24 protein-coding genes are annotated in these 25,603 nt (G+C 48.1%); 13 read left to right on the forward strand and 11 right to left on the reverse strand.

Translation table 11 applies throughout. The features are described from left to right. Window positions 1–221: 221 nt before the first annotated feature. The 10 genes from DK430_RS04810 to DK430_RS04855 form a co-directional block, all read right to left on the reverse strand. A complete protein-coding gene (locus tag DK430_RS04810) occupies window positions 222–1,313 on the reverse strand; it encodes a YdcF family protein (RefSeq protein WP_109077974.1) in 1,092 nt (363 codons plus the stop codon). Window positions 1,314–1,443: 130 nt separating this feature from the next. After that, the gene (locus tag DK430_RS04815; protein ID WP_109077975.1) at window positions 1,444–4,569 is read right to left on the reverse strand and encodes a S8 family peptidase; all 3,126 of its coding nucleotides are present in this window, start codon (window positions 4,567–4,569) and stop codon (window positions 1,444–1,446) included. A gap of 53 nt (window positions 4,570–4,622) precedes the next feature. Beyond that, window positions 4,623–5,372, reverse strand: coding sequence for a DNA-binding transcriptional repressor DeoR (gene deoR / locus DK430_RS04820; RefSeq protein ID WP_109077976.1), 750 nt, complete (start codon window positions 5,370–5,372; stop codon window positions 4,623–4,625). Between the two features lie 20 nt (window positions 5,373–5,392). Next, window positions 5,393–6,064: a deoxyribose-phosphate aldolase gene (gene deoC / locus DK430_RS04825; RefSeq protein WP_109077977.1), complete on the reverse strand. Its 672-nt coding sequence runs from the start codon at window positions 6,062–6,064 to the stop codon at window positions 5,393–5,395. Between the two features lie 373 nt (window positions 6,065–6,437). Then, window positions 6,438–9,761: a TonB-dependent receptor domain-containing protein gene (locus DK430_RS04830; protein WP_109077978.1), complete on the reverse strand. Its 3,324-nt coding sequence runs from the start codon at window positions 9,759–9,761 to the stop codon at window positions 6,438–6,440. Window positions 9,762–9,874: 113 nt separating this feature from the next. Beyond that, window positions 9,875–10,636 carry a class I SAM-dependent methyltransferase gene (locus tag DK430_RS04835; protein WP_109077979.1) on the reverse strand — a complete coding sequence of 254 codons (762 nt, stop codon included), beginning with the start codon at window positions 10,634–10,636 and terminating at the stop codon, window positions 9,875–9,877. A gap of 267 nt (window positions 10,637–10,903) precedes the next feature. Next, window positions 10,904–11,998 (reverse strand): tRNA (uridine(54)-C5)-methyltransferase TrmA, encoded by a 1,095-nt coding sequence (gene trmA / locus DK430_RS04840; RefSeq protein ID WP_109077980.1) that lies wholly within the window; start codon window positions 11,996–11,998, stop codon window positions 10,904–10,906. A 70-nt stretch (window positions 11,999–12,068) separates the two neighbouring features. Next, on the reverse strand, window positions 12,069–12,398 hold the full coding sequence (locus DK430_RS04845) for a MaoP family protein (protein ID WP_109077981.1): 330 nt from the start codon (window positions 12,396–12,398) through the stop codon (window positions 12,069–12,071). A gap of 58 nt (window positions 12,399–12,456) precedes the next feature. Then, a complete protein-coding gene (gene dsbA, locus DK430_RS04850) occupies window positions 12,457–13,074 on the reverse strand; it encodes a thiol:disulfide interchange protein DsbA (RefSeq protein ID WP_109077982.1) in 618 nt (205 codons plus the stop codon). An 18-nt stretch (window positions 13,075–13,092) separates the two neighbouring features. Further along, complete coding sequence (locus DK430_RS04855; protein WP_109077983.1) at window positions 13,093–13,359, reverse strand: YihD family protein; 267 nt, start codon at window positions 13,357–13,359, stop codon at window positions 13,093–13,095. Between the two features lie 85 nt (window positions 13,360–13,444). On the opposite strand from DK430_RS04855, the gene mobA reads away from it, so the two are divergent. The 12 genes from mobA to DK430_RS04910 all read left to right on the forward strand — a co-directional run bounded on the left by mobA (window position 13,445) and on the right by DK430_RS04910 (window position 23,702). Continuing rightward, window positions 13,445–14,026 carry a molybdenum cofactor guanylyltransferase MobA gene (gene mobA, locus DK430_RS04860; protein WP_109077984.1) on the forward strand — a complete coding sequence of 194 codons (582 nt, stop codon included), beginning with the start codon at window positions 13,445–13,447 and terminating at the stop codon, window positions 14,024–14,026. Between the two features lie 102 nt (window positions 14,027–14,128). Then, window positions 14,129–14,650: an HI_0449 family lipoprotein gene (locus DK430_RS04865; RefSeq protein ID WP_109077985.1), complete on the forward strand. Its 522-nt coding sequence runs from the start codon at window positions 14,129–14,131 to the stop codon at window positions 14,648–14,650. Between the two features lie 111 nt (window positions 14,651–14,761). Continuing rightward, on the forward strand, window positions 14,762–16,297 hold the full coding sequence (gene fruB, locus DK430_RS04870) for a fused PTS fructose transporter subunit IIA/HPr protein (protein WP_109077986.1): 1,536 nt from the start codon (window positions 14,762–14,764) through the stop codon (window positions 16,295–16,297). Window positions 16,298–16,299: 2 nt separating this feature from the next. After that, on the forward strand, window positions 16,300–17,241 hold the full coding sequence (gene fruK / locus DK430_RS04875; RefSeq protein ID WP_109077987.1) for a 1-phosphofructokinase: 942 nt from the start codon (window positions 16,300–16,302) through the stop codon (window positions 17,239–17,241). A gap of 4 nt (window positions 17,242–17,245) precedes the next feature. After that, a complete protein-coding gene (locus tag DK430_RS04880) occupies window positions 17,246–18,904 on the forward strand; it encodes a fructose-specific PTS transporter subunit EIIC (RefSeq protein WP_109077988.1) in 1,659 nt (552 codons plus the stop codon). A gap of 237 nt (window positions 18,905–19,141) precedes the next feature. After that, entirely contained in the window at window positions 19,142–19,378 is a 237-nt protein-coding gene (locus DK430_RS04885) for a recombinase RecA (protein WP_109077989.1), read from the forward strand. 144 nt (window positions 19,379–19,522) lie between these two features. Next, on the forward strand, window positions 19,523–19,681 hold the full coding sequence (locus DK430_RS13155; RefSeq protein WP_162616806.1) for a hypothetical protein: 159 nt from the start codon (window positions 19,523–19,525) through the stop codon (window positions 19,679–19,681). A 15-nt stretch (window positions 19,682–19,696) separates the two neighbouring features. Next, complete coding sequence (locus tag DK430_RS04890) at window positions 19,697–20,116, forward strand: DUF4189 domain-containing protein (protein WP_109077990.1); 420 nt, start codon at window positions 19,697–19,699, stop codon at window positions 20,114–20,116. Between the two features lie 11 nt (window positions 20,117–20,127). Next, window positions 20,128–21,579 (forward strand): molybdate ABC transporter ATP-binding protein ModF, encoded by a 1,452-nt coding sequence (gene modF, locus DK430_RS04895; RefSeq protein ID WP_109077991.1) that lies wholly within the window; start codon window positions 20,128–20,130, stop codon window positions 21,577–21,579. Window positions 21,580–21,607: 28 nt separating this feature from the next. Next, on the forward strand, window positions 21,608–22,537 hold the full coding sequence (locus DK430_RS04900) for an AEC family transporter (RefSeq protein WP_109077992.1): 930 nt from the start codon (window positions 21,608–21,610) through the stop codon (window positions 22,535–22,537). Window positions 22,538–22,579: 42 nt separating this feature from the next. Continuing rightward, window positions 22,580–23,335, forward strand: coding sequence for a DUF4336 domain-containing protein (locus tag DK430_RS04905; protein WP_109077993.1), 756 nt, complete (start codon window positions 22,580–22,582; stop codon window positions 23,333–23,335). Between the two features lie 181 nt (window positions 23,336–23,516). Then, window positions 23,517–23,702 carry a YciI family protein gene (locus tag DK430_RS04910; protein WP_109078060.1) on the forward strand — a complete coding sequence of 62 codons (186 nt, stop codon included), beginning with the start codon at window positions 23,517–23,519 and terminating at the stop codon, window positions 23,700–23,702. Window positions 23,703–23,834: 132 nt separating this feature from the next. On the opposite strand, the gene DK430_RS04915 is transcribed toward DK430_RS04910, so the two are convergent. Next, complete coding sequence (locus DK430_RS04915; protein WP_109077994.1) at window positions 23,835–24,899, reverse strand: hypothetical protein; 1,065 nt, start codon at window positions 24,897–24,899, stop codon at window positions 23,835–23,837. A gap of 293 nt (window positions 24,900–25,192) precedes the next feature. Between DK430_RS04915 and secE the strand changes: the two genes are divergently transcribed. Then, a complete protein-coding gene (gene secE / locus DK430_RS04920) occupies window positions 25,193–25,603 on the forward strand; it encodes a preprotein translocase subunit SecE (RefSeq protein WP_109077995.1) in 411 nt (136 codons plus the stop codon).

The raw sequence follows: 25,603 nt of genomic DNA on the forward strand, positions 1-25,603 counted from the left end.
AAAAGTGCGGTCAGAAATGTTTGTGTTTTAGAGTGAAATTGTAGGGAACCATACAAATAGTACGAGCTTCATAGCGTGTACTGTAACTTATTGATATAAAAGATATGGGCAGGGCGTGTACTATCGGTTGGCGTGTTCCGACCATAAAAAAGTGCGGTGAAAATTCACAGCGTTTTTCAACCGCACTTTGGCTTGGGATGCGACCCAATTGCATTGCAAGATTAATCTTGTAATGCTCCGCTATTAAACATTGGCAAGCCCATGGTTTTTAGGCTGTCGCGATAGATTCCCAGTAAATCTTTTTCACTCACTTTTTGTAACTCGTCCAACGGCTTATCCAGCGCCGCGACGGTTTCGATTTTGATACCCTGCGGGCCGGATTCCAAGACGGCGATTTCAAATAACGCTCGACCGCGTCGCACATGGCTACCGGAGCTGATAAGCACCGCCTGTTTGATGTGGTGTTTCGCCAAGGCATAACGGGAGAACAGGGCGTTTTCCACAGTGGAACGGGCGTAATTGTCGGCATAAATACGTTTGGCGTCGATGCCTTTGTCAATCAGCCATTGCTTCATTAACGCGCCTTCCGTTTGGTTATTTTGCGGTACACCACCGGTGACGATGATCAAGGCGTCCGGGTTTTGCTTGGCGATTTCCAAGGTTTTTTCCAAACGTTGAATCAAAATGTCGTGCATGCTACCGTCCGGATTTAACGCGTAACCCAAGGTGATAATGGCGGAATCCGCCGGCAGTTTATGTTCTAACTTATCGCTAATCGGCTGACTTGCGGCGTTATCAATAATTTTAAACACATCCTCCAATTCTGCCGCTTTTTGCGGTGCCAGCGCTTTTAAACGGGCGAAATATTTATCAGACTCCCCTTGGTTTTGTTTAAAACGGTTCCACGCGGTTAAATAAATATGCGCTTTCACATCATCGGGCGCCACTGTGAGCACTTTTTGATAAAGCGCAATGGCTTTGTCCGTGTTGCCGTTGTAAATATTGGCGTTTGCCGCGCCGAACAGAAAATCAACGCGATACGGCTCCAGTTCATAGGCTTCCAATAAAATGGCGGCGATACGTTCCATGTTGCTCGGCAACTTCGCCGTGAAGCCTGCATTGGATACCCGGGCCGGGGAGTTTTGAATTTTTACCGCCTGCGCGATTAAATCGTCCACCACCTGACGTTGGGTGAGCAACTGTTGATAATTAACTTGGGGTTCCAACACCTCTATGGGGTGCGTATTTGCCGTGGCGTTAAACGCTAACGCGGAAAGCATGGCAAGCAGGGAAATTTTTAAGGTTTTCTTCATCCTATTCTCCTTGGATTGTTGTTTATAGTGTATTGCAATGAGATTTTAAAACTGCGATCAGGATCACATTTTTGGCTTTTTTTGTTTAAAAAAACGCCATGAATATCATGGCGTTTGGATTGATTTTTTATTAAAAGGCATAGCGTAACTGCGCATTCACACCATTGGATTGGGTATCACGATTGTATGCACCTTGATAACCCACTTTTACACTCAATGCCGGGGTAATATTCGCTTCAAGCGCCACACCTGTGGTGACTAAATGAGTGAGTTTTTTACCATAAAGCACGGCTTCTGCATTATCGTTAACCACCATGGTAGCTTGTGGGGCACGATCATGATGGAAACGATGATAAGCTACGTCGCCTTGTAAACTCAAGGACACGCCACCTAAACTAAACGGAATGCTTGGACGCAAGCCCATAGAAGTCACAAGCAGATTGCGTTTATTCTCTTTCACGCGAATTTCACCTTCTGTGAAACCATCGGTTTTAATATGCAGATAACTTACGCCGGCATAAGGCTCAAGGGCAAAATGTTCGCTTTGCACCGCGTTATACGCCAATTCTGCAAACACATCTGCCGTTTTACTATGGGTTTTATGTTGATTAGCAACGGCAAGGCGTTTTTCCTCTTTGCCCCAAGAATGAATGAGTCCGCCTTTCACGTTGAGATTTTCGGTGAGGGCATAATCGCCGTACACGCCTAAATGCAATGCGCGATCTTTAGAAGTGCGGTCATTTTTGTGGGTGTTTTTTGTTGCGCCGAAAAACACGCCAAGGTTGGCGTTATCCGTCACGGCTGTATCTACACCCAAAAGTTGATTATAACTGCGGGTGCTTAATCCATCGGTACTTAAATGGTGATAAGTGCCACTCGTCCAAAGCTGAGTGCTTTGATTAAGTTTTGCTTTCACGCCTGCCGGTTGAGCAAGTTGTTGACGCAACATAAAATTGTTCACCAAATTATGTTGTTGCGCGGCAAGATCCGAATCGTAACTCAAACGATTAAGTTGATCATAAGCATTGGCTTGATTGGATAAAATTAAGCCCTGATAAATCGCACTTCTGCTTGAGTTTTCAATCGCGCTCAATAATGCCGCTTCGTTATCGTTACGCGCAGTCTCTGCCATCGCTTGTTTTTCAAAGGTATTGGCTTCCGTTGTTTTACTGAAGAAAGCGTAATTATCCGTTAATGTTTTACTTAATGATGACAACAATGCGCCATTATCAAATACGATGCTGACATTATTCACACCATCATTGAGTAAATATTTACCGCCTTGATGAATTGTTGCCGTTACCGTTTGTGGTAGTGAAGTAATCGTGTCTGTCACAAAGCCGTTTTTACCCGGTTTTGTCACGGCGGCCTTAGGCAACATTTCTAATGCTCCGCCTTGATTGACTACCACTTCTTTTGAGGAAGCAAGCGATTGATTCAACGCGGAAAGCTGTCCTTCGTTGACAGTGACTGTGCCGGTAAATGTATTGGTTCCGGTTAACGTTAAGGTGCCCGTGCCATTTTTTACCAAAGTGCCTTCGTAGCCTTGTGCAACACGTTGGTTACGTGCAGTTTCACGATCTAAGCCCACTTGGTATTCCGCTTTTTCTTCAGCGGTGGCACCGGCTCTATCCTGCATTGCAGCTTGTAAAATTGGTTTACGTGCCGCCCATTCTTTCGCTTCTTGCTCATCTTCCACTTTGCGGGCTTTAATGGCTTTATCGCTGATATCGTTAGACCAAACGTCATCTTGATTGAGGGAAACGTTAAATTCACCGAGGAATTGTCCCGGTCCGAACATCGCTTTGCCTAAATCAAGAATACCCCAACCCCACACTTTGCTTGGTACGCCAAGTTCTGATTCCCAACGTTCTAATTTTTGTCCTTCAATGCCTTTGCGCATGGTGGTTTGGCGCGCGGTGGTGAGCATGACATCACGGGCTTGATCCGTCGTCATATAAGGATAACGGGAGAAAATCACGCCTAATGCGCCGCTGACGTGTGGCGCTGCCATGGAGGTGCCGCCGGCGGAGCGATACATTGCCTGCCCGTAAGTTTGATCGTTTTGCAGTTCAACATAAGCGGAATAAATGTTTTCTGCCGGCGCGGCAATCGTCCACCATTTTGAATGCCCGGCAAGGTTGAATTCTTGTATGTCCGAGGCGGCTTTATTATCGTAAACGTCGCGACTGGAATCGTTTGGATAGCCTTCACCCCCAGCCTGACCGGTGACATTCACCCAATATTTTTCCGCATCCGGTCTGAAATAAGGCAACATGGCGCGGGTAAAAGATTCCGCCATCATGCTACGATTTCCCGCTGTGAAAACCTGAATCACCTGTTTATTTTTCGCGACTTCATACGCCGCATCTACAAAATTTTTCTCGCTGCCGGTGACGAATTGGTAGTAGGCTTTTTTGGCTTCCGTTAAATCTTTTAAATAAATGTGGGCGCTTGGATCGTTAATCGGGTCTGGGGCTTTTGCCACATCATAATATTCCACACCATATTCGGGCACATCGCGCCATTCATATTTTGCTTTATAACCTAAGGCGCCGTTAAAGGAAGAATTTACTCTGCGGTTTGAGCCCCAGCTGTTATTAATTACTTTCGCCCCTGCATCAGCAAGCGCGGTGTAACCTTTCAAAAAGAATTGATAATCTTGGTTCGGGCCGTAAGTCATGTTGTCGTTGCCGCCCGTATTTGCCGAATATAAATTGGATTCGAACGCCACGCCGTGCATTTCGCTACCGTCACGACTTGCCGCCATGGTGCCGCCGACGTGTGTACCATGGGCGTCATTGGTAAATTTATGCCACGCGCCGTCAATATCAAAGGTTTTGCCTTTCTTGAAATTGCCGTTGTCGGTTTTGTCAAAATTCCGTTTGCCGTCTTTCACCGGTGCGTTTTTGTTAATCGGTCCGTTACCATAAGCTGCATCGGGATAGCGCATTCCATCCTTATCGTAAGTGCCAGTGGTTTTGACAACATGAATACGCCCGTCCTGAAATTCAGGATGGCTTAATAATACGCCGGAATCCATTACACCGATGTTCACGCCTTTGCCGGTAAAGCCCATCGCATAAGCGGTGGAGGCATTCATGGAAGTCAGCCCCCAGTCTTTTTGATATTCGGCACTTTCCCAGCTTTTTATGTTACCTAACTGCCCGGCTTCGGTGTAAGCGAATGCGCTACCGGCATAAATACTGACAAAAAGCGCAACTGCGGTTTTTCGGAGGGGGATAAGATGTTCCATTTTTCGTTCCTTCTAAAAATAGGTTATTGACGGTATCTTCGGATGAATTTGCGTTATTTCACCAACATCTTCGGCACGTCGCCAAAGCCTGCCGGCAAGGGTTGGTTGGAAATCAGCAGATCAAATTGCGCCAGTTCGCCGATGTAGGCTTGTTGGACTTTGTGCACTTTGTGGTGATCAAAAACCAAAATGGCTTGTTGGGTTTTTGCTATGGCTTTTTGTTTCACTTTTGCTTCCTCCACGCTAAAGCAGGTTACGCCTTGCTTCACATCCACGCCGGCGGCGGAAATAAAGGCTTTGGTGGTGCAAATGGCATCCAGTTCGCTGTGTAATTGCACGGAGGTCAGGAAAGAATTATGGCGCGAATAATGCCCGCCGCACAGAATTACTTCGCAGTGCGGCTTATCTTGCAACGCCAGAAAACTATTTATGGAGCAACAAAGTGCGGTGAATTTTGTTTGCGGATCGATTTGCGAAATGATAAACGGAATGGTGGTGCCACAATCGAAAAACACCGTGTCGCCGTCCTTGATGAGGTTGGCGGCAAGTTTGCCGAGCCACATTTTTTCCGTAATGTGGCGCGCCTGTTGGTCAAAAATCTGATAATTGTTTCCGCTTTTTTGCGGATTCATCACAATATAACCACCCAGCAACACCACATTGCCGCCGTCGGAACTCAAATCCCGCCGTAAGGTCATTTCCGATACATCCAACATTTGTGCCGCATCGCGCAGATGGATTTTGTCCATTTGCTTGAGCAAAAATTCCAGTTTTTGCACCCGTGAAGTTTGTTTTTTCTCCATATACTTTCCTAACACATTGATTAATAAGTGCTATCGGAATCTTGCAAGCCGTGGATAATGGCAATGCCTGCACTCGCGCCGATACGGGTGGCGCCCGCGTCAATCATGGCTAAGGCGGTTTGCGTATCGCGAATGCCGCCGGAGGCTTTCACGCCGATGTCGCCTACAGTGCGTTTCATCAATGCCACATCTTCCACGGTGGCACCTCCCTTATTGAAGCCGGTGGAGGTTTTCACAAACGCCACATTCAACGCTTTGCAGATTTCGCAGGCGTGCACAATTTCTTCTTTGCTCAGCAAACAGGTTTCCAAAATGACTTTTAACGGCGTGCCGTTGCAGGCGGCAAGTACGCCTTGAACGTCCTCTTTCACCGCCTGCCATTTGCCGGATTTAATCCAGCCTACGTTAATCACCATATCGATTTCATTGGCACCGGCGGCAATAGCTTCTTTCGCTTCAAAGGCTTTCACGGAAGTTAAATTCGCCCCCAAAGGGAACCCCACCACCGTGCAGATTTTTACATCGGAACCGGCAAGTTTTTGTTTTGCCAACGGAATATGGCAGGAATTGATACAAACGGAAAAGAAATGATGTTCAAGGGCTTCGTCACACAGCTTCAAAATATCCGCTTCGGTTTTCTCGGCAGTGAGGGCGGTGTGGTCAATATAGCGTGCGATTTGTTTTGCGTTCATCGATAACTCCTTATTGCAACAAATAGTGAAGGAATTATAACGAAAATAATTTTTAGGAACGTGATCTGTTTAACATTTTTGAGGTTTTCTATTGGGCGACGTGGTTTTTGTGAGATTTGTAACATTGCGGGGCGAAAAAGTGCGGTGGTTTTTTAGGGCGTTTTAGTAGGGTGGGATTTATCCCACCATTTTATTAATTTATGTTGAGCGGTGGGATAAATCCTATGATAGCGCCAGCGTCTACGCTGGTGCTTTTGGGTCCAAGCGTGGACGCTTGAACCATCGTAGGGGTGGACGCCGGCGCTATCATAGGTAAAACGGGAGAAAAAAGTGCGGTCGAAAAAACACTTAAATTTTTAACCGCACTTTTGGCTTAAAACGTTGCCGTTAAGCCCAGCTTCACGGTTCTGCCCGGGCCCGGCATGGAGGAGCGGGTCATTGGGTCGAGGTAGTAGCGATCCGTTAAATTGGTGACGGAAAGGGTGGCGGCGAAGTTGTCGTTGAATTTGTAATTCATGTACGCATCCACCAAGAATACCGGCTGCCAGCGCGGGTTGTTATTGTCGTTGGCGAACCAGCCCGCATCACGCAAGGATTTGTTGCGGGTTTCTTTCACATTGGTGTGATACACCATGCGCGTGCCGATTTCCAACCGTTCTTCCAAGAAGCGCAAGCCGAGGTTGGAGGTAATGCTGTATTTCGGCAAAATGGTATTTTTTAAATAACCATTTTCGTTGCCGCCGTTCACGCATTCGGGAAGCGGTTCAAATGCATGCAAATCACCAATGTTGCCAACATCCCGAATTGCCGAGCTTTTATCGCAGAATTTATTTTTGATGTTGTAGCTAATGCCGAAATCGGCGAAGAATCTGCCTTGGTCGTAGCGGGCGGAAAATTCCACCCCTTCCAGAATCCGCTTGTCGAACTGTTTCATTTCATAGGTGATGTCACGATCGAAAATGTTACGGGTGGTGTTTTTATACCAATTTATCCGAATATCGGCGCGCCGCAGGCTCGGGAAGAAGCCGCGCAAATCATGCACATAGCCCACTTCGATGTTTTTGCTGTGTTCCGGTTTGCGTTTGTAAAGGGGCGTGAGAATATCAATAGAATAGCCGATGGTGTCTTCAAAAATGCTTGGCATGCGCTTGGTTTCGTCATAACGTACATACACGCGGGCGTTGTCGGTAAGAAAAACGGTGGCGCTAAAAGAAGGCGCCCACGCATGATCTTTGCGTTCCGCTTTTTTCATTTGCTCCCATTGCGCTTTGGTGATGGGGATCACCTCCGGACGGTTGGTAAAATTCAGATCCATTTGATAAATAAAATTAGAACCGGGCTTGTCCAGAATAATCCCTTTTTTGGTCAGCATTTCTTGGGTAATGCGTCCGTCGGTAAGGGGGAAGGTTTCCGCCGGGAAGTTGCCGTATTCATCCCGTTCCCAATAAATGGTTTGATCATGTTCCGTTTCATAGAAATCATCTCCGAAAGCGAATTTGAGCAATATCTCTTCTTCTTCCGGAGTCAGGGTCGGCATACGTTCCTCAATATAGGTTTCACGTCTATTATTCCATGCATCATATTTTGCCCCATTATCTTCGGTAATATCCGGTGGTGGATTATTTTCCTCAAATGCAGAATTAAGTTTATCACGCATACCCTGTTTTTCGATTGCACTAACATAGAGGCGATTTGTTTCCGGATCGACTTGTTTGTACTTTCTGATTCTAAAAGGAATGCGCCCGTGAGTCGTCACGTCTTCCATGTTCATGCCGGCGATTTTTTCCTGCAAACCGCGATCTTTGGATTTGTAATGAGTATATTTCATGCCGGCGGTGAGCAACAACCAATCCGTCGGGGCATATTCAAATTTAAAACCGGCGGTGAACTCGTTGCGTTTGCCTTTGCGATTGCCCGAACGGGCGGAATTGGACATCCGACAAATCCCTTGGTGATCACTATCAACGCATGAGAACGTGCCGGTTTCCGTCGTATCGGTTGTCTGGTCGTCATAGCCATAAGCATTAATGGAAGACACTTTATATTTGTCCCAAAGTTCATACACGTTGGTGCTGTCTAAGGTTTCGCGCCGATAGTTCGCCATCACGCTTAAGCGCAATTTCGGCGTGAGATCCATGGCGTTGCTGAAGGTAATGCCCATGTGATTATCACGGGCAAATTGCACCTGCGCAGGTTGGGTGTTAAAAATGCCGTCGATGTTTTTAAATTGCGGGTTTTTCATGTAGGCTTCGACTTTCGGGTTATAAAGGTCATAAAGTCTTTGTAAAACCCGTTCTTTTTCCACCGGATCTTGAATTTCACTTAGCTCATACGCCTTCGTCTCGCCTACTTCTGCCGCCAGTTCATTGCGGCTCTCTACAGTAAAGACGGAAAGGTTCCCGTCACTGAACAAAATATCGCCGGGCGAACCGCCGGAGGTGTTGGTTGCCGTGGTGTTTCTCACCGCCCAAGCGCCCACTTTCAAATCGACCCATTTGTTATCGGGCGGGTTGTAAGAAAATTCCACGCTACCGGTTTTTTGCTTCACATCGGCAAGCGGCCATTCCGCCACTGTCTTGTTGGTGGAAAAGTTATATCCCAAGCGGGAAGGCATAATGTCGCCGTAATTGATTTTGGTGTCGCGGAAATTGGCGGAAAGAGAGGTGTGTTTGTTGAAATGCAATTTTCCTTTCCACAACCAAGAACGGCTTTCATACGAGGTGTTCGGCACTTCTTCGCCCGGTTTATAAATCAGCGCAATTTTCGGTACATACGGGTCGTCGGAATTGAGTTCGGCAACGGCCTTCGCGGTTTCTTCGGTTAATCCTTGCCCGTATTTCTTGCCACCTTTGTTGCCGGCAAAATAATTGCCCTTGGAACGATAAGCATAGGCGCCCAAGATTTCATAATTATCGTCTTTTGCCGCTAAGGCCAAGCGCACGGCGTTATCTTTTAACGGCTTATTGCGCCCGCGCTGGCGCGGCACCACGCGGTCGTCATCTTTATAATACACCGCCCATTCGTTCCATTGGGCGCTGCCGTCCGACGCCACCAGCCGATAATCCTGCCCGATAGGCACGCCCTGATAAGGACGGGCTTTAATGGAGTTATTCGCGGTTTCGGTTTTTAGCTCAATGCCCCATTTTTTGCCGGGTTTGATGATGTCGTCGGGATTTAAGGTCGTCATACGAATCGTACCTGCCGCGCCGGAGCGCAAAGTGCGGTCTAAATTCGGGCCTTTTTCCACGTTCACCGAACTGACTAAAAATGGGTCTAGATAGTTGCGGTTATTCACCCCGGCATAACCGCGCCAAATGGTAATGGATTGCTCGGTGTCATCTACCACGACCGGAATTCGCCCTTGACCCCAAGAGCTGCGAATAATCGGGTCAATCGCCCCGCCGTTACGCGCATCGCCGCTATACACGCCGGTCACGCCGCTTAATAAATCGGCAACCGACTGGTTGTGGAACGTTTCAATTTCCTTTTTGCTTTTGTATTCCGTGCTGTTGTTTTTGCTGTAAACCTCGTCCTTGCCGGCAATGGCCTTATTCTCGGCGGTGGCGTTCACGTTGATGGTCTCTAATGTGGCGGAATCACCGTCTTGATCGGCAAGTGCCGAGAAAGACAAGCCCAGCAACGTGAACATGAGTAGGGTGGCGAGGGAACGGGGTGGGGTATTAGTTGAACATATCATGCTTTCCTCCATGAAATAAAATAAGAACGTTTCTCATTCTAGAGAGTGAAAAGCAAGATTTGTAAAATTTATGTAAAAAATGAAACCTGGATCACAAAATTTTGTATGAAAATTCACCTATCATGTCTCACATACACATCAAATCGGTGATTTTTGGTTTCGCGGGAAAAGTGCGGTGGTTTTTGGGCGAGAAAATCGGCGTAGTCGGGGCGTTTCACCACCACGCGTTGGTGGGCGAGTTGTAGGGCGGGGGCGAGCAGTTCGTCGGCGTCTAAATCGGTGCCGACCAAGTGTTGAAAGACGCGCATTTCTTTTTTCACCAAGGCGCTTTTGGCTTTGTGCGGATACATGGGGTCGAGATACACCACGTCGGCGAAATCCGTTTCGGGGTTGAGTTGATTGATGTGTTGATAAGGCAACAGTTGCATATTGCGTTGCATCCACGCGCCGATTTCCTCATCGGCGTAAGCGCGTTGCAAACCGTCCTGTAACAGCAGGCGAACGACGGGGTGGCGTTCAACCAATTTCACTTGGCAACCGAGTGCCGCCAAGACAAACGCATCGCGCCCCAAACCTGCCGTGGCGTCAATGACTGTGGGTACATTCTCCTGTTTCACGCCGACTGCTTTTGCCACCGCTTCACCGCGTCCACCGCCGAATTTGCGTCGGTGCGCCATCACGCCGCCCACAAAATCCACAAACACCGCGCCCAGTTTGGGTTCGTCCAATTTGCGTAATTCTAACCGTTCCATGCCGTCCGCATCCGTCCACACCAGCGCCAACGGGCTGTTCGGATCGTGCGTTAAGCCGGCTTCGGCAAAAAGTGCGGTCGATTTTTGCGGTGTTTTTGTTTCGCAGAGAAGTTGGATGTTCATGTTTTGCCTTTGATTATTAAAAACTTCCCCTCGCCCGTTTACGGGACAAATGCTTGCATTTGAACGTTGGCTTTGCCAACGGCCCCGCAGGGGGGAGCGAAGCGAATATTGGGTGGAGAAAATCCAAGGGATTTTCGGAGGGAGAGGGGAAAAACACCGGAAAAAGTTACCGCACTTTCCCCCCTCTCTCTGACTTCAAGTGCTGAACGCACTTTTCGTCGTTCTCTCTCCCGCAAGCGGGCGAGAGGAAGAGAATTTAGCCTGTTTTCATGATTTCCTCACCAACCAAACGCCCGACTCCATGTGTTCCGTATAAGGAAACTGATCGAACAGCGCGGCTTTTTCAATGCGGTGGGTTCGGCTCAACGTTTGCAGGTTGTCGCATAGGGTGTGCGGGTTGCAGGAAATGTACAGAATGCGTTCGTATTGCTGCACCAGTTTGAGGGTTTCGTCGTCCAAGCCGGCGCGTGGCGGATCGACGAAAATCGTGTTGCATTGGTAAGATGTCAAATCAATGCCTTTGAGACGATTAAATTCGCGCACGCCTTGCATGGCTTGGGTGAATTCTTCGGCGGACATGCGGATAATCTGTAAATTGTCCACGTTGTTGGCGGCGATGTTAAATTGCGCCGCCGCCACGGACGGTTTGGCGACTTCCGTGGCGAGGACTTTGCGGAAATTCTGCGCCAAGGCGACGGAAAAATTGCCGTTGCCGCAGTAGAGCTCCAGTAAATCGCCACGGCTGTTGCAGGTGCAATCCACCGCCCATTCCAGCATTTTGCCATTCACCGCCGCGTTGGGCTGGGTGAAGCTGTTTTCCACTTGGCGATAAATGTAATTTCTGCCGTGTACGCGCAGGATTTCATCGACATAGTCTTGTTCTAAGCAGATTTTCTGTTTGCTGGCGCGTCCGATGATTTGCACGTTAAAGCCTTGTTGTTGCAACTGTGAGCGCAAATCTTGCGCGGCGGCTTGCCAGTTGTCGTCTAAGGTTTTGTGATACAGCAAGCTGACGATAATCTGTTGGCTTTGGGTGCTGAGGTAATCGATTTGGAATAGTTTGTGGTGCAACACCGGCGGTTTCAGCAGCGGCAACAACGCCGTCATCATGCGGTTAATGAGTTCGCTTGCAATGGGGAATTGATCCACCCGATAACGTTGCTTGCTTTGTTGGTTGAACATGATGTGATAGAAATCATCGCCCTCGTGCCAAATACGAAATTCTGCCCGCATGCGGAAATGCTGTGTAGGCGAGGGAAAAACCTGTAATTCAGGGGCGTGAAACGGCGATAAAAGTGCGGTCAGTTTTTGCTGCTTTTCCGCAAGCAGTTCGGGGTAGCGTTCAACGGGTAAATTCAACATAGAAATCATTGGGTTGTCGGTAAAACAAAAGGCTCGGAATCCCAAGCCTTCTGATTGTTATGTAAGCGATTTAGTCTGCCGAGTAGTCGTCCAGATTGTCCACACCGACCACGCCGGATAAGGTGTAAAGACGTTTGTTGGTGGAGATGCGGCTGCGATATTTATGCCAGGTTTTCTCGAAGAAAGTTTCCGCTTCACGTTCACCGCGACAGAAAGCCACAAAGTCTTTTTCTTCTTTGGTTGTCGGTTTGCGCTCGCCGGCATCCAGCGCACGGAATGCTTGTCCGTATTGCTCTAAAGCCTGTGCTTCTTTAATGGTGTAATCGCCGTGGCGGGCAAAACCGCGCGGGTAATTTTTATCGTCGAAAAAACGACGGGTGACGCTAAAACTCTCAGCCATATAATCCTCTAACATACTGTTCAAAAATAAAATCGGCAGGCATTAAACCAATTTTTGTTTATTTTTGCAATAAACCTTTTACGGTTTCCACATATTCGGTGACGAAACCATTTTCGTTATGCGCCAAACCTTCCATGTTCACGCGGTATTTGCCGTTCACATAGAAATCCGGCACGCCGCGAATTTGGTATTTTTCCACCAAATTTTGTTGTTTGGTAACCAAACCGTTCACCGCAAAGCTGTTGATGCCGCCGTCAAATTGCTCGGCAGAGATGCCGTTATCAATAAAGATTTGACGGATGTCATCCATGGAACGTAGCGCATTGTTTTGCGCGGCTTTAAATAATGGCATTCTGACTTTATCTTCCGCCTTAATCGCCATTGCCAACGCCCAAGCGCGGGTCAAATTTTCCGATTGGCGACCTAAGAAATCCACATGATATTGTTTGAAAGACGTCCCTTCCGGCAAGGCTTCGGCAATTTTTTGCGGAATCTGATATTGCGCTTCAAACGAGTAACAATGCGGGCAATAGAAAGAGAAGAATTCCATCACTTCCGGTTGGGCGGTACGTTGTTGACCTTCTACCACAACGTATTGTTTATTTTCGACTAAATCCAGCGCTTGTGCGGAAAGGGAAAAGGTGGCGGCAAGGGCTAAAAATAACCATTTCTTCATTTGTGATCCTTAATATAACTACTTGATAATTCCACGCGCTTTTAATAACGCGGTTTTAAAGTCTTCTTCGTAATCTTTTTTAATGCCGGGAATCGGCTCGAATTTGTCTTTTCCCGCCATTTTCAGGTGATAAATAATCACTTCGTCGGGCAATTCGGTTAACGCTTTATCAAATCCCGCTTCGTCGGCGATTTTTTGTAAAATCTGCATTAAAGATAAATCGGAGTCTTTAGACCAGTAAGGTTGTAAAAGTTCCAACACTTCATTCAGGCGATGACATTTCATACGCTTTTCCTTATGATTAAAAAAATAAACGGGCGAGATCATACTTGAATTACTTCGAGAAGAAAACACAACGGCGGCAGAAAACATGACAATTTCAATCAGCGCGGTGATTTTGGCCGGCGGGCGGGCAACACGCATGGGCGGCGAGGACAAAGGCTTGCAGTTATTGCATGGCAAACCGCTGTTTCAATATATTTATGACCGCCTGCATACGCAGGTGGAACAGGTTTCCGTCAATGCCAACCGCAATCAGGGAATTTATGCCGCCTCCGGCTTGCCGGTGTTCGGCGATAACATTGAGGGCTTTCAAGGCCCGTTAAGCGGGATTTTAACGGCGTTGGAACGATCCGACACAGATTTTGTCTTATTTGTACCCTGTGATAGCCCGTTCTTCCCCGATAATTTGTTGGAAAAGCTTAAAAGTGCGGTCATTTTTCACGGCGTTTCGATGGCTTACGCTCACGACGGCGAACGGGAGCACCCGACGTTTTGCCTGATGGCGCGCAGTCTGAAAGACAAACTTGCCGCCTATTTGGCGTCGGGCGAACGTAAAATGCTGCATTTTATGCGCCAAAACGGTGCCGTTGGCGTGGATTTCTCGGAAAATAAGCAGGCATTTGCCAACATTAACACCTTAGCGGATCTGCGCCGATTTAACGGACAATAAGAACTATTCTTCGCTATTTATTGCGAAACGGGGCGTAAGCAGTATAATGGCTGCCACGCTTGAGTTCACTTAATGTTATTTGATCTAAATTCAAGGATTTTTATGTTAAAAAAACTTTCCGTTCTTTTTTTAGCCTCCCTGTTGAGCGCCTGTTCCCTTTCTTCTTATGTGCCTTTTATGGGCGACAAAAAAACCGTCATTAACTTAGACGAAGACAAAATCGATCAAAAATCCTATGCCACCGCTTATGAAGCCACCGTGGAAACTTTCCGTGATCGTGTTCATGACAACTACAATGTCAACTCCTTTGCCAGCGGCGCAAAAGACTGGTACCTAGGCAGAATCCTCATTCCGATCGAGCAAATCAAAGAAAAACTTTACAGCCCGCAAGGTCAGGATTCCGATGTGTACGCTTATTACAGCGGGGTAATTCACGCGGAAGCGTTGCAAACCAATTTTGCCAAACTGAATCCGGATTGCTGGAGCCAAATTGATACGCCGAGTGTCACCCAGGGCATTTATGATGCCATGTTAGATTTGCAGAAAGGCAAAGTGCGGTCAGAAAATGATGAATATATCGTGCAGGGTTCCGAGCAGCTGCTCAAACTTTGCACCGGGAAATAAATGAAAAACTGTCGGTTTTTACCGGCAGTTTTTTGTATTTTTAACCTCAGGCTGAAAGGTTTTTGCGTTATTCAGCACCTTATTTATCCCTCGTAGAGACAAGGAGACAGAATGTTTAATTTACCTGAAAGTAACATTCATTTGGCGGCGAGCGCCGAGAATAAGCAGCAAGCCATTGAATTGGCGGCAAATGCGCTTGAACAGGCGGGTTATGTGGAAAGCGGTTACCTGCAAGGCATGTTAGGACGCGAACAACAAACCTCGACATTTTTGGGTAACGGCATCGCCATTCCGCACGGCACATTGGAAACACGCGGCATGGTGAAAAATACCGGCGTGCAAATTTTCCAATTTCCGCAAGGCATTGAATGGGGCGAAGGCAACATCGCTTATGTGGTCATCGGCATTGCCGCGCGCTCCGACGAACATTTGGCGTTATTGCGCCAGCTTACCCACGTTTTGGGCGACGAAGACACCGCCGCCAAACTGGCTACGCTCACCGATGTAAAAAAATTCCGCGCCATTTTAATGGGCGAAGCGGAGGAATTGAACGTTACCGCCGACAATATCAGTTTAGATGTGGACACGTCCAGCTTATTGACCTTAATCGCTATTAACGCGGGCAAATTAGAACAACAAAGTGCGGTCAATAATCAGTACGTTTCCGAAGTCATCTCCAATCCGGCATTGCCGTTGACGCAAGGTTTGTGGGTCACTGATGCGGCAGTGGGCAATCAAAAGAACGCCATCGCCTTCAGCCGCGCCAAACAGGCATTCAACTTGAATAATAAAGCCGTACATGGCGTTGTCACCGTGGCGTATGCCAACGATCAAATTAACGACGCGTTGACCCGTTTATTGGACGCGAAAGTACAACAAACCTTGTTAAACGGCGACAGCGCACAAATCGTAGCGGCATTAAACGGTGCGCCGGTTCCGGAAGCGGCGACTGCGCCGACACAAACTGAAGCGAGTGCACCTGTGGCGGGCGGCAGTGTGGTGGGGACGTTTACCATTCGTAACGAACACGGTTTACACGCCCGTCCGAGCGCCATTTTAGTCAACGAAGTGAAAAAATTCGGCGCAAAAATTAATGTAGAAAACCTGACACGCGGTAGCGCACCGGTGAGCGCCAAGAGCCTGATGAAAATCGTGGCGTTGGGCGTAACTCAAGGTCATCGTTTACGTTTTGTGGCGGAAGGCGATGACGCGCAAGCCGCGATCGAAGCCATCGGCAAAGTAATTGCCGCCGGTCTTGGCGAAGGTGTTTCCGCCGTGCCGCCAAGCGAACCGGATACCATCGAAGTGGTGGGACAACCCGCACCGGCAGCCGCCGCGCCAAGCAGTGAAAGTGCGGTGGAAAATCCGAATGAATCTGTGGAAGGCATTTTTGAAGTGAAAAACGAACATGGATTACATGCCCGCCCGGCAGCGATTTTGGTTAACGAAGTGAAAAAATATAACGCCAATGTGGCGGTGCAAAATCTGACCCGCGAGTCACAATTGGTCAGCGCGAAAAGCCTGATGAAGGTGGTGGCGTTAGGTGTCGTGAAAGGGCATCGTTTACGTTTTGTTGCGACGGGTGAACAGGCGCAACAAGCTATCGACGGCATCGGTGCGGCGATTAACGCAGGATTAGGGGAATAATTATGGCAAAAGTAGCAACCATCACCTTAAACGCCGCCTATGATTTGGTCGGGCGTTTAAAACGTATCGAATTGGGCGAAGTCAACACCGTGGAAACCCTCGGTTTATTCCCGGCGGGCAAAGGCATTAACGTGGCGAAAGTGTTAAACGATTTGGGCGTGGATGTCACCGTGGGCGGTTTTCTTGGCGAAGACAACCAAGGCGATTTCAAAACCCTGTTCGATAAACTGGGGCTTCAAGACAAATTCCAGCGCGTGCCGGGCAAAACCCGTATTAACGTGAAAATCACCGAAACGGAAGCGGACGTAACGGATTTGAATTTCTTAGGCTATGAAATCAGCGAAAGCGCTTGGCAACAATTCGTGGCGGATTCTCTGGCTTACTGCAAAGCCTTCGACATCGTCGCCGTATGCGGCAGCTTGCCTCGCGGCGTAACGCCGGAATTATTCGCGCACTGGTTAACACAGCTACATCAAGCGGGCGTGAAAGTGGTGCTGGATAGCAGCAACGCGGCATTGACCGCCGGTTTAACCGCGCAACCTTGGTTGGTGAAACCAAATCATCGCGAACTGGAAGCTTGGATTGGTCACGCGTTGCCGACCTTGGACGACATCGTTGCGGCGGCGAAAAAACTGAAAGCGCAAGGCATCGTCAACGTGATTATTTCCATGGGCGCCAACGGTTCATTATGGTTGAGCGATTCCGCCATCGTGCAGGCGCAGCCGCCGAAATGTGAAAATGTGGTGAGCACCGTGGGCGCGGGCGATTCCATGGTCGCGGGCTTGATTTACGGCTTAATTAACGGGCTTTCACAACAGGAAACCTTGGCTTTCGCCAGTGCCGTGTCGGCTTTCGCCGTATCGCAAAGTAACGTGGGCATTTCTGACCGCACGCTACTCGAGCCGATTTTAAACAATGTCAAAATCACTGTCATTGAGGGATAATTTTATGCATATTTATTTCACTCCATCCGCCAATTTCGGCAACGCAAAAGCCTTTTTACTGCGCCAAATGTTCAGCGCGGCGGCGACCCAACATCAAATCGTGGATAACGCCGAGGCGGCAGAGCTAGTGATCGTGCTAGGCGATCAGCTGCCGAACAATGCTAAATTCAATGGTAAGAAAGTGTTTTTGGCAAATATCGACGAACACTTTAACGCCCCTGAAACGCTGTTAGAAACCGCCGTTGCACAAGCGCAGGATTATGTTCAGCCGACAGAAAGTGCGGTCGTTTCTAGCAATAAAATGAAAAACATCGTGGCGGTGACCGCCTGCCCGACAGGCGTGGCGCATACCTTCATGTCCGCCGAAGCCATCGAAACCTACGCTAAACAACAAGGCTGGCAGGTGAAGGTGGAAACCCGCGGGCAAGTGGGCGCCGGCAATGAAATTACGCCGGAAGAAGTGGCGGCGGCAGATTTGGTATTTGTCGCGGCGGATATTGATGTGCCGCTGGATAAATTCAAAGGCAAACTGATGTACCGCACATCCACCGGGCTTGCGTTGAAGAAAACCGCGCAGGAATTTGACAAAGCCTTCAAAGAAGCCAAGGTATATGAAGGCGGCGCTACAGCCGTGAAAGCGGAGGAAAGCGGTGAGAAGAAAGGCGTATACAAACACCTGATGACCGGTGTATCGCATATGTTGCCGTTAGTGGTGGCGGGCGGTTTGCTTATCGCCATTTCCTTCATGTTCGGCATTGAGGCGTTCAAAGACGAAACCATCGCCGGCGGCTTGCCGAAAGCCTTAATGGACATCGGCGGCGGCGCGGCGTTCCACTTAATGATCGCGGTGTTTGCGGGTTATGTGGCGTTTTCTATCGCTGACCGTCCGGGGCTTGCGGTGGGCTTAATCGGCGGTATGCTTGCCACCACGGCGGGTGCCGGGATTTTGGGTGGGATTATCGCCGGTTTCCTTGCCGGTTATGTGGTGAAAGGCTTGAACAACGCCATTAAATTACCGCCAAGTTTGACTTCCTTAAAACCGATTTTGATTTTACCGTTACTCGGCGCGCTCATTGTGGGTCTCGCCATGGTTTACCTCATCAACCCGCCGGTGGCGAAAATCATGACCGCCTTGAGCGACTGGCTGAAATCCATGGGCGATATCAACGCTATGGTGCTCGGCGTGATTATCGGCACCATGATGTGTATCGACATGGGCGGCCCGGTGAACAAAGCGGCTTATACCTTCTCCGTGGGGATGTTGGCATCGCAAGTGCATACGCCGATGGCAGCCGCTATGGCAGCGGGTATGGTACCGCCAATCGGCATGGCAATCGCTACTTGGTTAGCGCGTAACAAATTCACCGCTAACCAACGTGACGCGGGCAAAGCCTCTTTCGTACTCGGTTTGTGCTTCATCTCCGAAGGTGCATTACCGTTCGTGGCGGCAGATCCGCTACGCGTAATTATCAGTAGTGTCCTCGGTGGTGCTACCGCCGGGGCGATTTCCATGAGCTTCGGCATTGCGTTACAAGCGCCGCACGGTGGTTTATTCGTGATTCCGTTCGTTTCCCAACCGCTCATGTACCTCGGCGCTATTGCTATCGGCTCGGTAGTGACCGGCGTGGTTTACGCGATAATCAAACCGAAAGCGGAAGCTTAAAATGTAGGATGGGTTTGCTAACCCATCAGTTCTCTTTTTGATGGCGCGCGTTTCCTAACGCGTGACTTTTTATCAATAGGTTACAGCACACGCTGGGAAGCGTGCGCTATCATGAGTCCACGCAGGTGCTCTTTGATCCAAGCGTGGACGCTTGAACCATCATAAAGACAAAAGTGCGGTGGATTTAAAAAACGCTTTCAAAACCGACCGCACTTTTTATCCTGCAAGGAAAACAATATGCCATTTAGCGAATCCGAAAAACGCGATCTGCTGTCGCAAAAAGGTATCGGCACAACTATCTTAACGCGTTTGGAGGAAATGGGGTTGAATGACGTCAAAATACTGGCTGCCACCAGCCCGGATTTTATTCTCCAACGCGGTGCCGAAATCACCGGCTCTACCTGCTGGCGAAACAGCCCACAAGCCCGAAAAGCCATTGAAACGGCGGTGGATTGGGCAAAAAGCAAGATTTAAAAAGACATATTTGATGGTGCGTATAAGGCACGCGTCAGGAGACGCGCGCCAACTAAATCATCATAAGGTCGAAAGTGCGGTGGATTTAAAAAACGTTTTCAAAACCGACCGCACTTTTTATCCCCAATCCTACCGATTCCTGCTATGATTTTCCCCGTTAATCATCCTTTCTTATTTTTGAGAGCCAATATGAAAAAATCTTTTGTCTTAACCATCAGAATGCAAAGCGGACTTCCAAGTGCAGGAAAAAGATTTCCTACCGCAGCAGGATTTGGAGGTGTTGTATGTGCCGTAACACAATGAGTGAGGAGTAAAAATATGCGCAAGTTCATGGTGATGATCGCAATGTTGTGGAGCCTGTTTAGCTATGCAAAAGAGGACCGTTTTTATCCGCCGCAACCGCCTAAATTAGACTTCCCCATGTATTGGAGCGTGATTGCTTATAATCCGCAAAGCGGTGCTTTTGGCTACGGCGATAATGGTATGTCCAAAGCGGCGGAAAATGCGGCATTGCAGGGATGCGTGCAGGCATCAAACGATGACAACACGCAAGATTGCCGCATTGTGGTTTCCGGCAATCACGCTTGTGTGACACTCGCCGTCGGGCAACAACCTCACATTTATGCCGCCGCGCAAGCCGACTATCGAGACCCGGAAAAAGCGGAACAGAAAGCCTTGCAACAATGTAATGCGCATGGCGGAAATTGTTCTGTGGTGCTTTCCGCCTGCGGTAAATAAAAGGAATCACAATGGCTCAGCTGAATATTGAAAACGCACAATTTCTGTTGCATGAAAAACGCTTGCTAAATCTACCGCACTTTTGTGTGAAGGCGCGGGATTATTGGGTTGTGATGGGCAGCAACGGCAGCGGTAAAACGGCGTTTTCGTTGGCGTTACAGGGGGCGTTGCCGCTTGAGTCGGGCGAGTATCATTGCGATTTTAACGGCATTCGGTTGTTATCTTTTGAACTGCAACAGCGAATTTTGGAACAGACCTTCAAAGACCGCAACAATGACGCGGTGAGCCCCGACGATTTTGGAAAAACCGCGCGACAAACCATTTTGAACGGTAGCGATAAAGCCGCGTTATGTGAATCTTACGCGGCGCAGTTGCATATTACGCCGTTACTGGAGCGTCCGTTTATGTTGCTTTCCACCGGCGAAAGCCGCAAGGTTCTGTTGGCGCAGGCGTTGGTTGCCGAACCGGAATTGTTGATTCTGGATGAACCTTTTGAAGGGTTGGATCATCAATCGGTGCAGGATTGGCAGCAATTGTTACAACAGCTCAATGAAAACATGGCGTTGGTGCTGATCGTAAACCGTTTTTCCGATATTCCGCCTTCCGCCGATCATCTGGCGTTGCTGGATAACAATCAGTTGATTTTACAAGGCGAACGGGCGGAAATTGAAGCGCAAAGCCTGTTCCAACAATTACAGTATGCAGAACAAAACGTTGATGTGCCATTGCCGGAAAGCGCCGCGCCGCCGATAAAATTGGCGCCAAATCAAAATCCTTTTGAGCTAAAAAACGTGACCGTTCGATATGGAGATAAAGTGATTTTGGATAAGTTAAGCTGGACGGTGGCACCAAAGCAACATTGGTGGATTAAAGGCCCGAACGGTGCGGGGAAATCTACGTTATTGTCGGTTATTTGCGGCGATCATCCGCAATCTTACGCCAATCATGTGGTGTTGTTCGGCAGGCAGCGCGGCTCCGGCGAAACCATTTGGGAGATTAAACGTCATATCGGTTATGTAAGCAGTCAGCTGCACATGGATTATCGGGTCAATTGTTCCGCGCTGGAGGTGATTTTGTCGGGCTTTTTCGACAGTATCGGCGTATATCAGTCTGTGCCCGGCGCGTTGCGCATTAAAGCCCTGCAATGGCTGACCCGACTGAACATGGCAAACCTCGCTAATCGCCCGTTTCGTTCCCTTTCCTGGGGGCAACAACGTTTGTTGCTGATTACCCGCGCCATGGTGAAACACCCGCCGATTTTGATTCTGGACGAACCGCTACAAGGCTTGGACGGCATGAACCGCAAACTGGTGAAACATTTCATTGAGCAACTGGTGAACAATAGCGAGACCCAACTGCTCTTCGTTTCTCATCAGGAACAGGACGCACCGAATTGCATTACCCACTTGTTTGAATTTATTCCGCAAGGTGAGGGGTATGTTTACCGCCAAAGTGCGGTGTGATTTTTAATTATTTTTTACGAAGAAACTCATGGACATCGCACTCATCCTCGGCACTAAAATCATTGAACTGACCCTGATCGTATTAATGGGCTACGGTTTGGTGAAGGCGAAATTGCTCAAATCGGAGGACAGCAAACCGTTGTCTATCATCGGCTTGTATATTATCAGCCCGGCAGTGATGATTGAGGCGTTTCAGATTGATTACACGCCGGAAATTCTGGAGGGGTTGATGTTGTCGCTTGGTATGGCGGTGTTTTTGCACGTCATGCTTATCGCTATCGGTGCATTGCTGAAACGAACCTTGAAACTGGATCCTATCGAACACGCCGCCTCCATTTACTCCAATTCGGGTAATCTGATTATTCCCCTTGTGATGGCGTTGTTCGGCAAAGAATGGGTGATTTACGCCACCTGTTTTATCGTCGTGCAAACGTTCTTGTTCTGGACGCACTGCCGCATGATTATTGTCGGCAAAGGCAATCTGACGCTGAAAACCATGCTGACAAATATCAACATCTGGTCCATTATGATCGGCGTGGCGATGTTCGCTTTTCAGATTAAGCTGCCCGCGATGATTAACGGCACCTTGTCTTCTGTGGGAATGTTTATCGGACCGAACGCCATGCTGATTGCCGGCATGCTGATCGCCGCCATCCCGTTGCGTAGCATAGTTTCCTCCAAACGTATTTATTTAGTAACGTTTTTACGTTTGTTGCTGATCCCGCTTTTCCTGCTGGTGGTGATCAAACTTTGCGGCTTCGCCGGTTGGGTGGAAAACGGCGAAACCATCGCCCTGATTAGCTTCCTTGCCACTACCAGCCCCGCCGCTGCGACCGTTACCCAAATGGCGTTGATTTTCGGCAACAACCCGCAAAAAGCCAGTGCCATCTACGGTGTGACGACGCTACTTTGCATGTTCACCATGCCGCTGATTATTGCGTTGTACCAGTTGTGGTAAAAGTGCGGTGGGTTTTTGGCGCGTTTTTTAGAGGAGAGCAACATGACCGATAAAATTTATCTGTACCGCCCGCTACATACGCTGAAGCCCGTTGCCGAGAATATTTGGATTGCCGACGGCGATATAATTCACATGCGTTTCCCGCTTGGTATTCAAATCCCCTTTAGTACGCGTATGACAATCGTACGTTTGCGTGACGGCGGCTTGTGGTGTCATTCGCCCATTACGCCAATGCCGTCGTTATTGGCGGAAATAAATGCGCTGGGTGAAGTCCGTCACCTTGTGTCGCCGAATAAAATTCATTATGCGCATATTGCCGCGTGGAAAAAAATTTATCCGCAGGCGACCGCTTGGGCGAGCGAGGGTGTGCGTGAACGCGCCGTCTCACAACAGATTGACGTAAATTTTGATGCGGATTTAACCGATCACGCCCCGCCACAATGGGCGAAAGATCTGGGGCAGCTTACCTTTAAAGGTAGCTCAGTGATGCAGGAAAGCGTGTTTTTTCATTACGCTACCCGAACGTTGATTGTTGCGGATCTCATCGAAAATTTTGAAACGAAGAAGTTTCACAGTTGTTTTTGGGCACACATTATGCAATTCGCCGGCATTGCCGATCCGGACGGCAAAGCCCCCGTCGATTGGCGCGCGACCTTTAAGGATAAATCCGGTGCCCGCCAATGTTTGGCAACGATGTTGGCATGGCAACCGGAGAAAATCATCCTCGCCCACGGACGTTGTTACGAAAGCAACGGCACGGAAGAATTACGCAGAGCGTTTCGTTGGCTTGAAGAATAAAAAAGTGCGGTGAATTTTGACCGCACTTTTTATCAAATAAAGGGTAACAACGGGTTAAATATACCCGCGTTCCTTCGCCTTCTCCAATAAAAACGTAATCACTACCTGCACCTTTTTCGCTGTGTTGCAGGATTTTGAACCATTACAGTTCAAAAAACATTTTCAAGCCGGTAATTTCTTAATGCTCGGCCCCTATACTGACACAGACAAACATGAAGGTGCGATTTTTGCGGAAACCGAAAGCCGTGAAGAATTACAAAAAATTCTGCAAGAAGATTGCTATTATCCCGATTTAGCAGAATACGAAATTCGTGAATTTGCGCCGAAAATGATCTCGGCGGATATTCAAAAAGCGGTGAAGGCGTAATTTTCTGCATAGGGTAAACAAATTACCCTAGGTTAGGCATAATTTAGCCCCCTTTGAGGCTGTCTAACTTGATACCCAATGGGGTATGACTATTATTAAGGAACAAAAATGATGAAATTTTTCACCACACTTTTACTTCGCCTCTTTTATAAAGCGATATGACAACACTTGCATTTCACAGGTTTTATCAATTGCATTAGGGTTAAACGGGTCGGAAAAGTGCCATTGGGCGATATCTTTTTCCAGGTGGGTGAGATAAATTTCCGTACTGCTATCGTAGCTACATCTGCCCAGATGCAATTTAGGCGAATATTCCGAGATATAACGTAGGCTAACGGCTTGAACTTTTTGTTGTGAATCAGTGAAAAATGCCGTTGGGGCGAAACGGATTCCCTGTTCATCCGATTGGATGATAAGCTGTGGTTCGACCCATTCGGCGGTATTTTCCCAAGTATCGGGCAAGGTTTGTTTTAAATATTCATGCAACCCGTTTTTCCATCGACTTGGATCATCTAATCTACGGTTTTGATAACGGCGATGTTCTGCTTTCAGTGTCATTTGTGGCGTGATGATGTCTCCGCCTTTGACGTCGCAACTTAACAGGGTGAAATCCTCGTAATGCATTGTCGGTTTAGGTTTGCCTGTGCGCAAAAATAAAAATTCCCCTTGGGTTTCGCAGGGCTGTTCGTTTAGTGTGAGCGTGGCAGGCATGGCAGGGGAAGTATCAAGTGCTGCACCTTTATTCGCAAGCGGGTTAATGGCGAGCCGATCGTTATTGATTTGTAGGTAGTTCAAGGTGAAGTCGCCCCATGAAAAATAGGCATGGATTTTTGATGAATCTACTGCCATCGGGTTGAGCGGATCTAGTACATAAGCTATTTTTGCATTTAAGGGCAAGTTTGAAATGCCTTCCAGATAGTTTGTATCCTCCGCCGTGATTGTCCGATAGGAAACCGGCGCGCTCATTAAGGTTTTGCCGTCAGGCTCCGGTGGTGTCGGGTCAACGACAAACTCCAAGTACGCCCAAATGCCTACGGTGATTATCACGGCGGTTGGTACGAGAATCAGACCGGCGTTACGTGCGAAATGCGAGCGTTCGTTTTTGGCTTTATGGCGATTAGCCCATGCTTCCCAACTCCAACCGCAGAGGGCGAGGAGGGCTAAAAACCAGATAGCGGTGATAAGGAGAATGTCCATATTATTTCCGAAAAAAGAAGGTGGTGGCTGAAATGGGTGCACTTTACTGATTTTTATGCATTTTTTCCATGAATATTTCGCATATTTTACAGGCGCAATGATGATTCTTTATTTTTCATATAGAAAAAGAAGTGAAATGACGATAATACGTTGATTTAAAATCACACGACGCTTTTCCTGCTTGCACGTGAGCAAATGCACAATTTTAATTATGAAACTGCAAAATTAACTGCTATAATCCTGCGTTCGAAAAAGGATCCCTGTTTTTAAAGTTACATAATGGATAAATTTTTATGGCATTAGACATTGAGAAAAAGAAAAATGCGCCTGAGGCTCCCGTTGAAAAGTCTAAGGGGTTAAACATTTTTTTATGGCTGCTGACAATTGTGATTATTGCAGCTGCCGCGTTTGGTAATATCTATTTCCAAGATCAATATTCCACTCCGATCCGCGTTGTGGCGGTGGTTGTGTTGTTATTGGTTTCTTTAGGTGTCGCAGCGACTACCAACCAAGGCAGAAAATTCCTTGGCTTCTTTAAAGATTCCCGTACCGAATTACGTAAAATCGTCTGGCCAACCCGTCCTGAAGCGACTCAAACCACATTGATGGTGGTTGGCGTAACGGTGTTTGTGTCCTTGATTCTTTGGGGATTAGACTCAATTATCGTCAGCATTATTACCTTTTTAACCGACTGGAGATTCTAA

Origin of the sequence: Aggregatibacter kilianii, assembly GCF_003129965.1 — a bacterium.
GTDB lineage: Bacteria > Pseudomonadota > Gammaproteobacteria > Enterobacterales > Pasteurellaceae > Aggregatibacter > Aggregatibacter kilianii_A.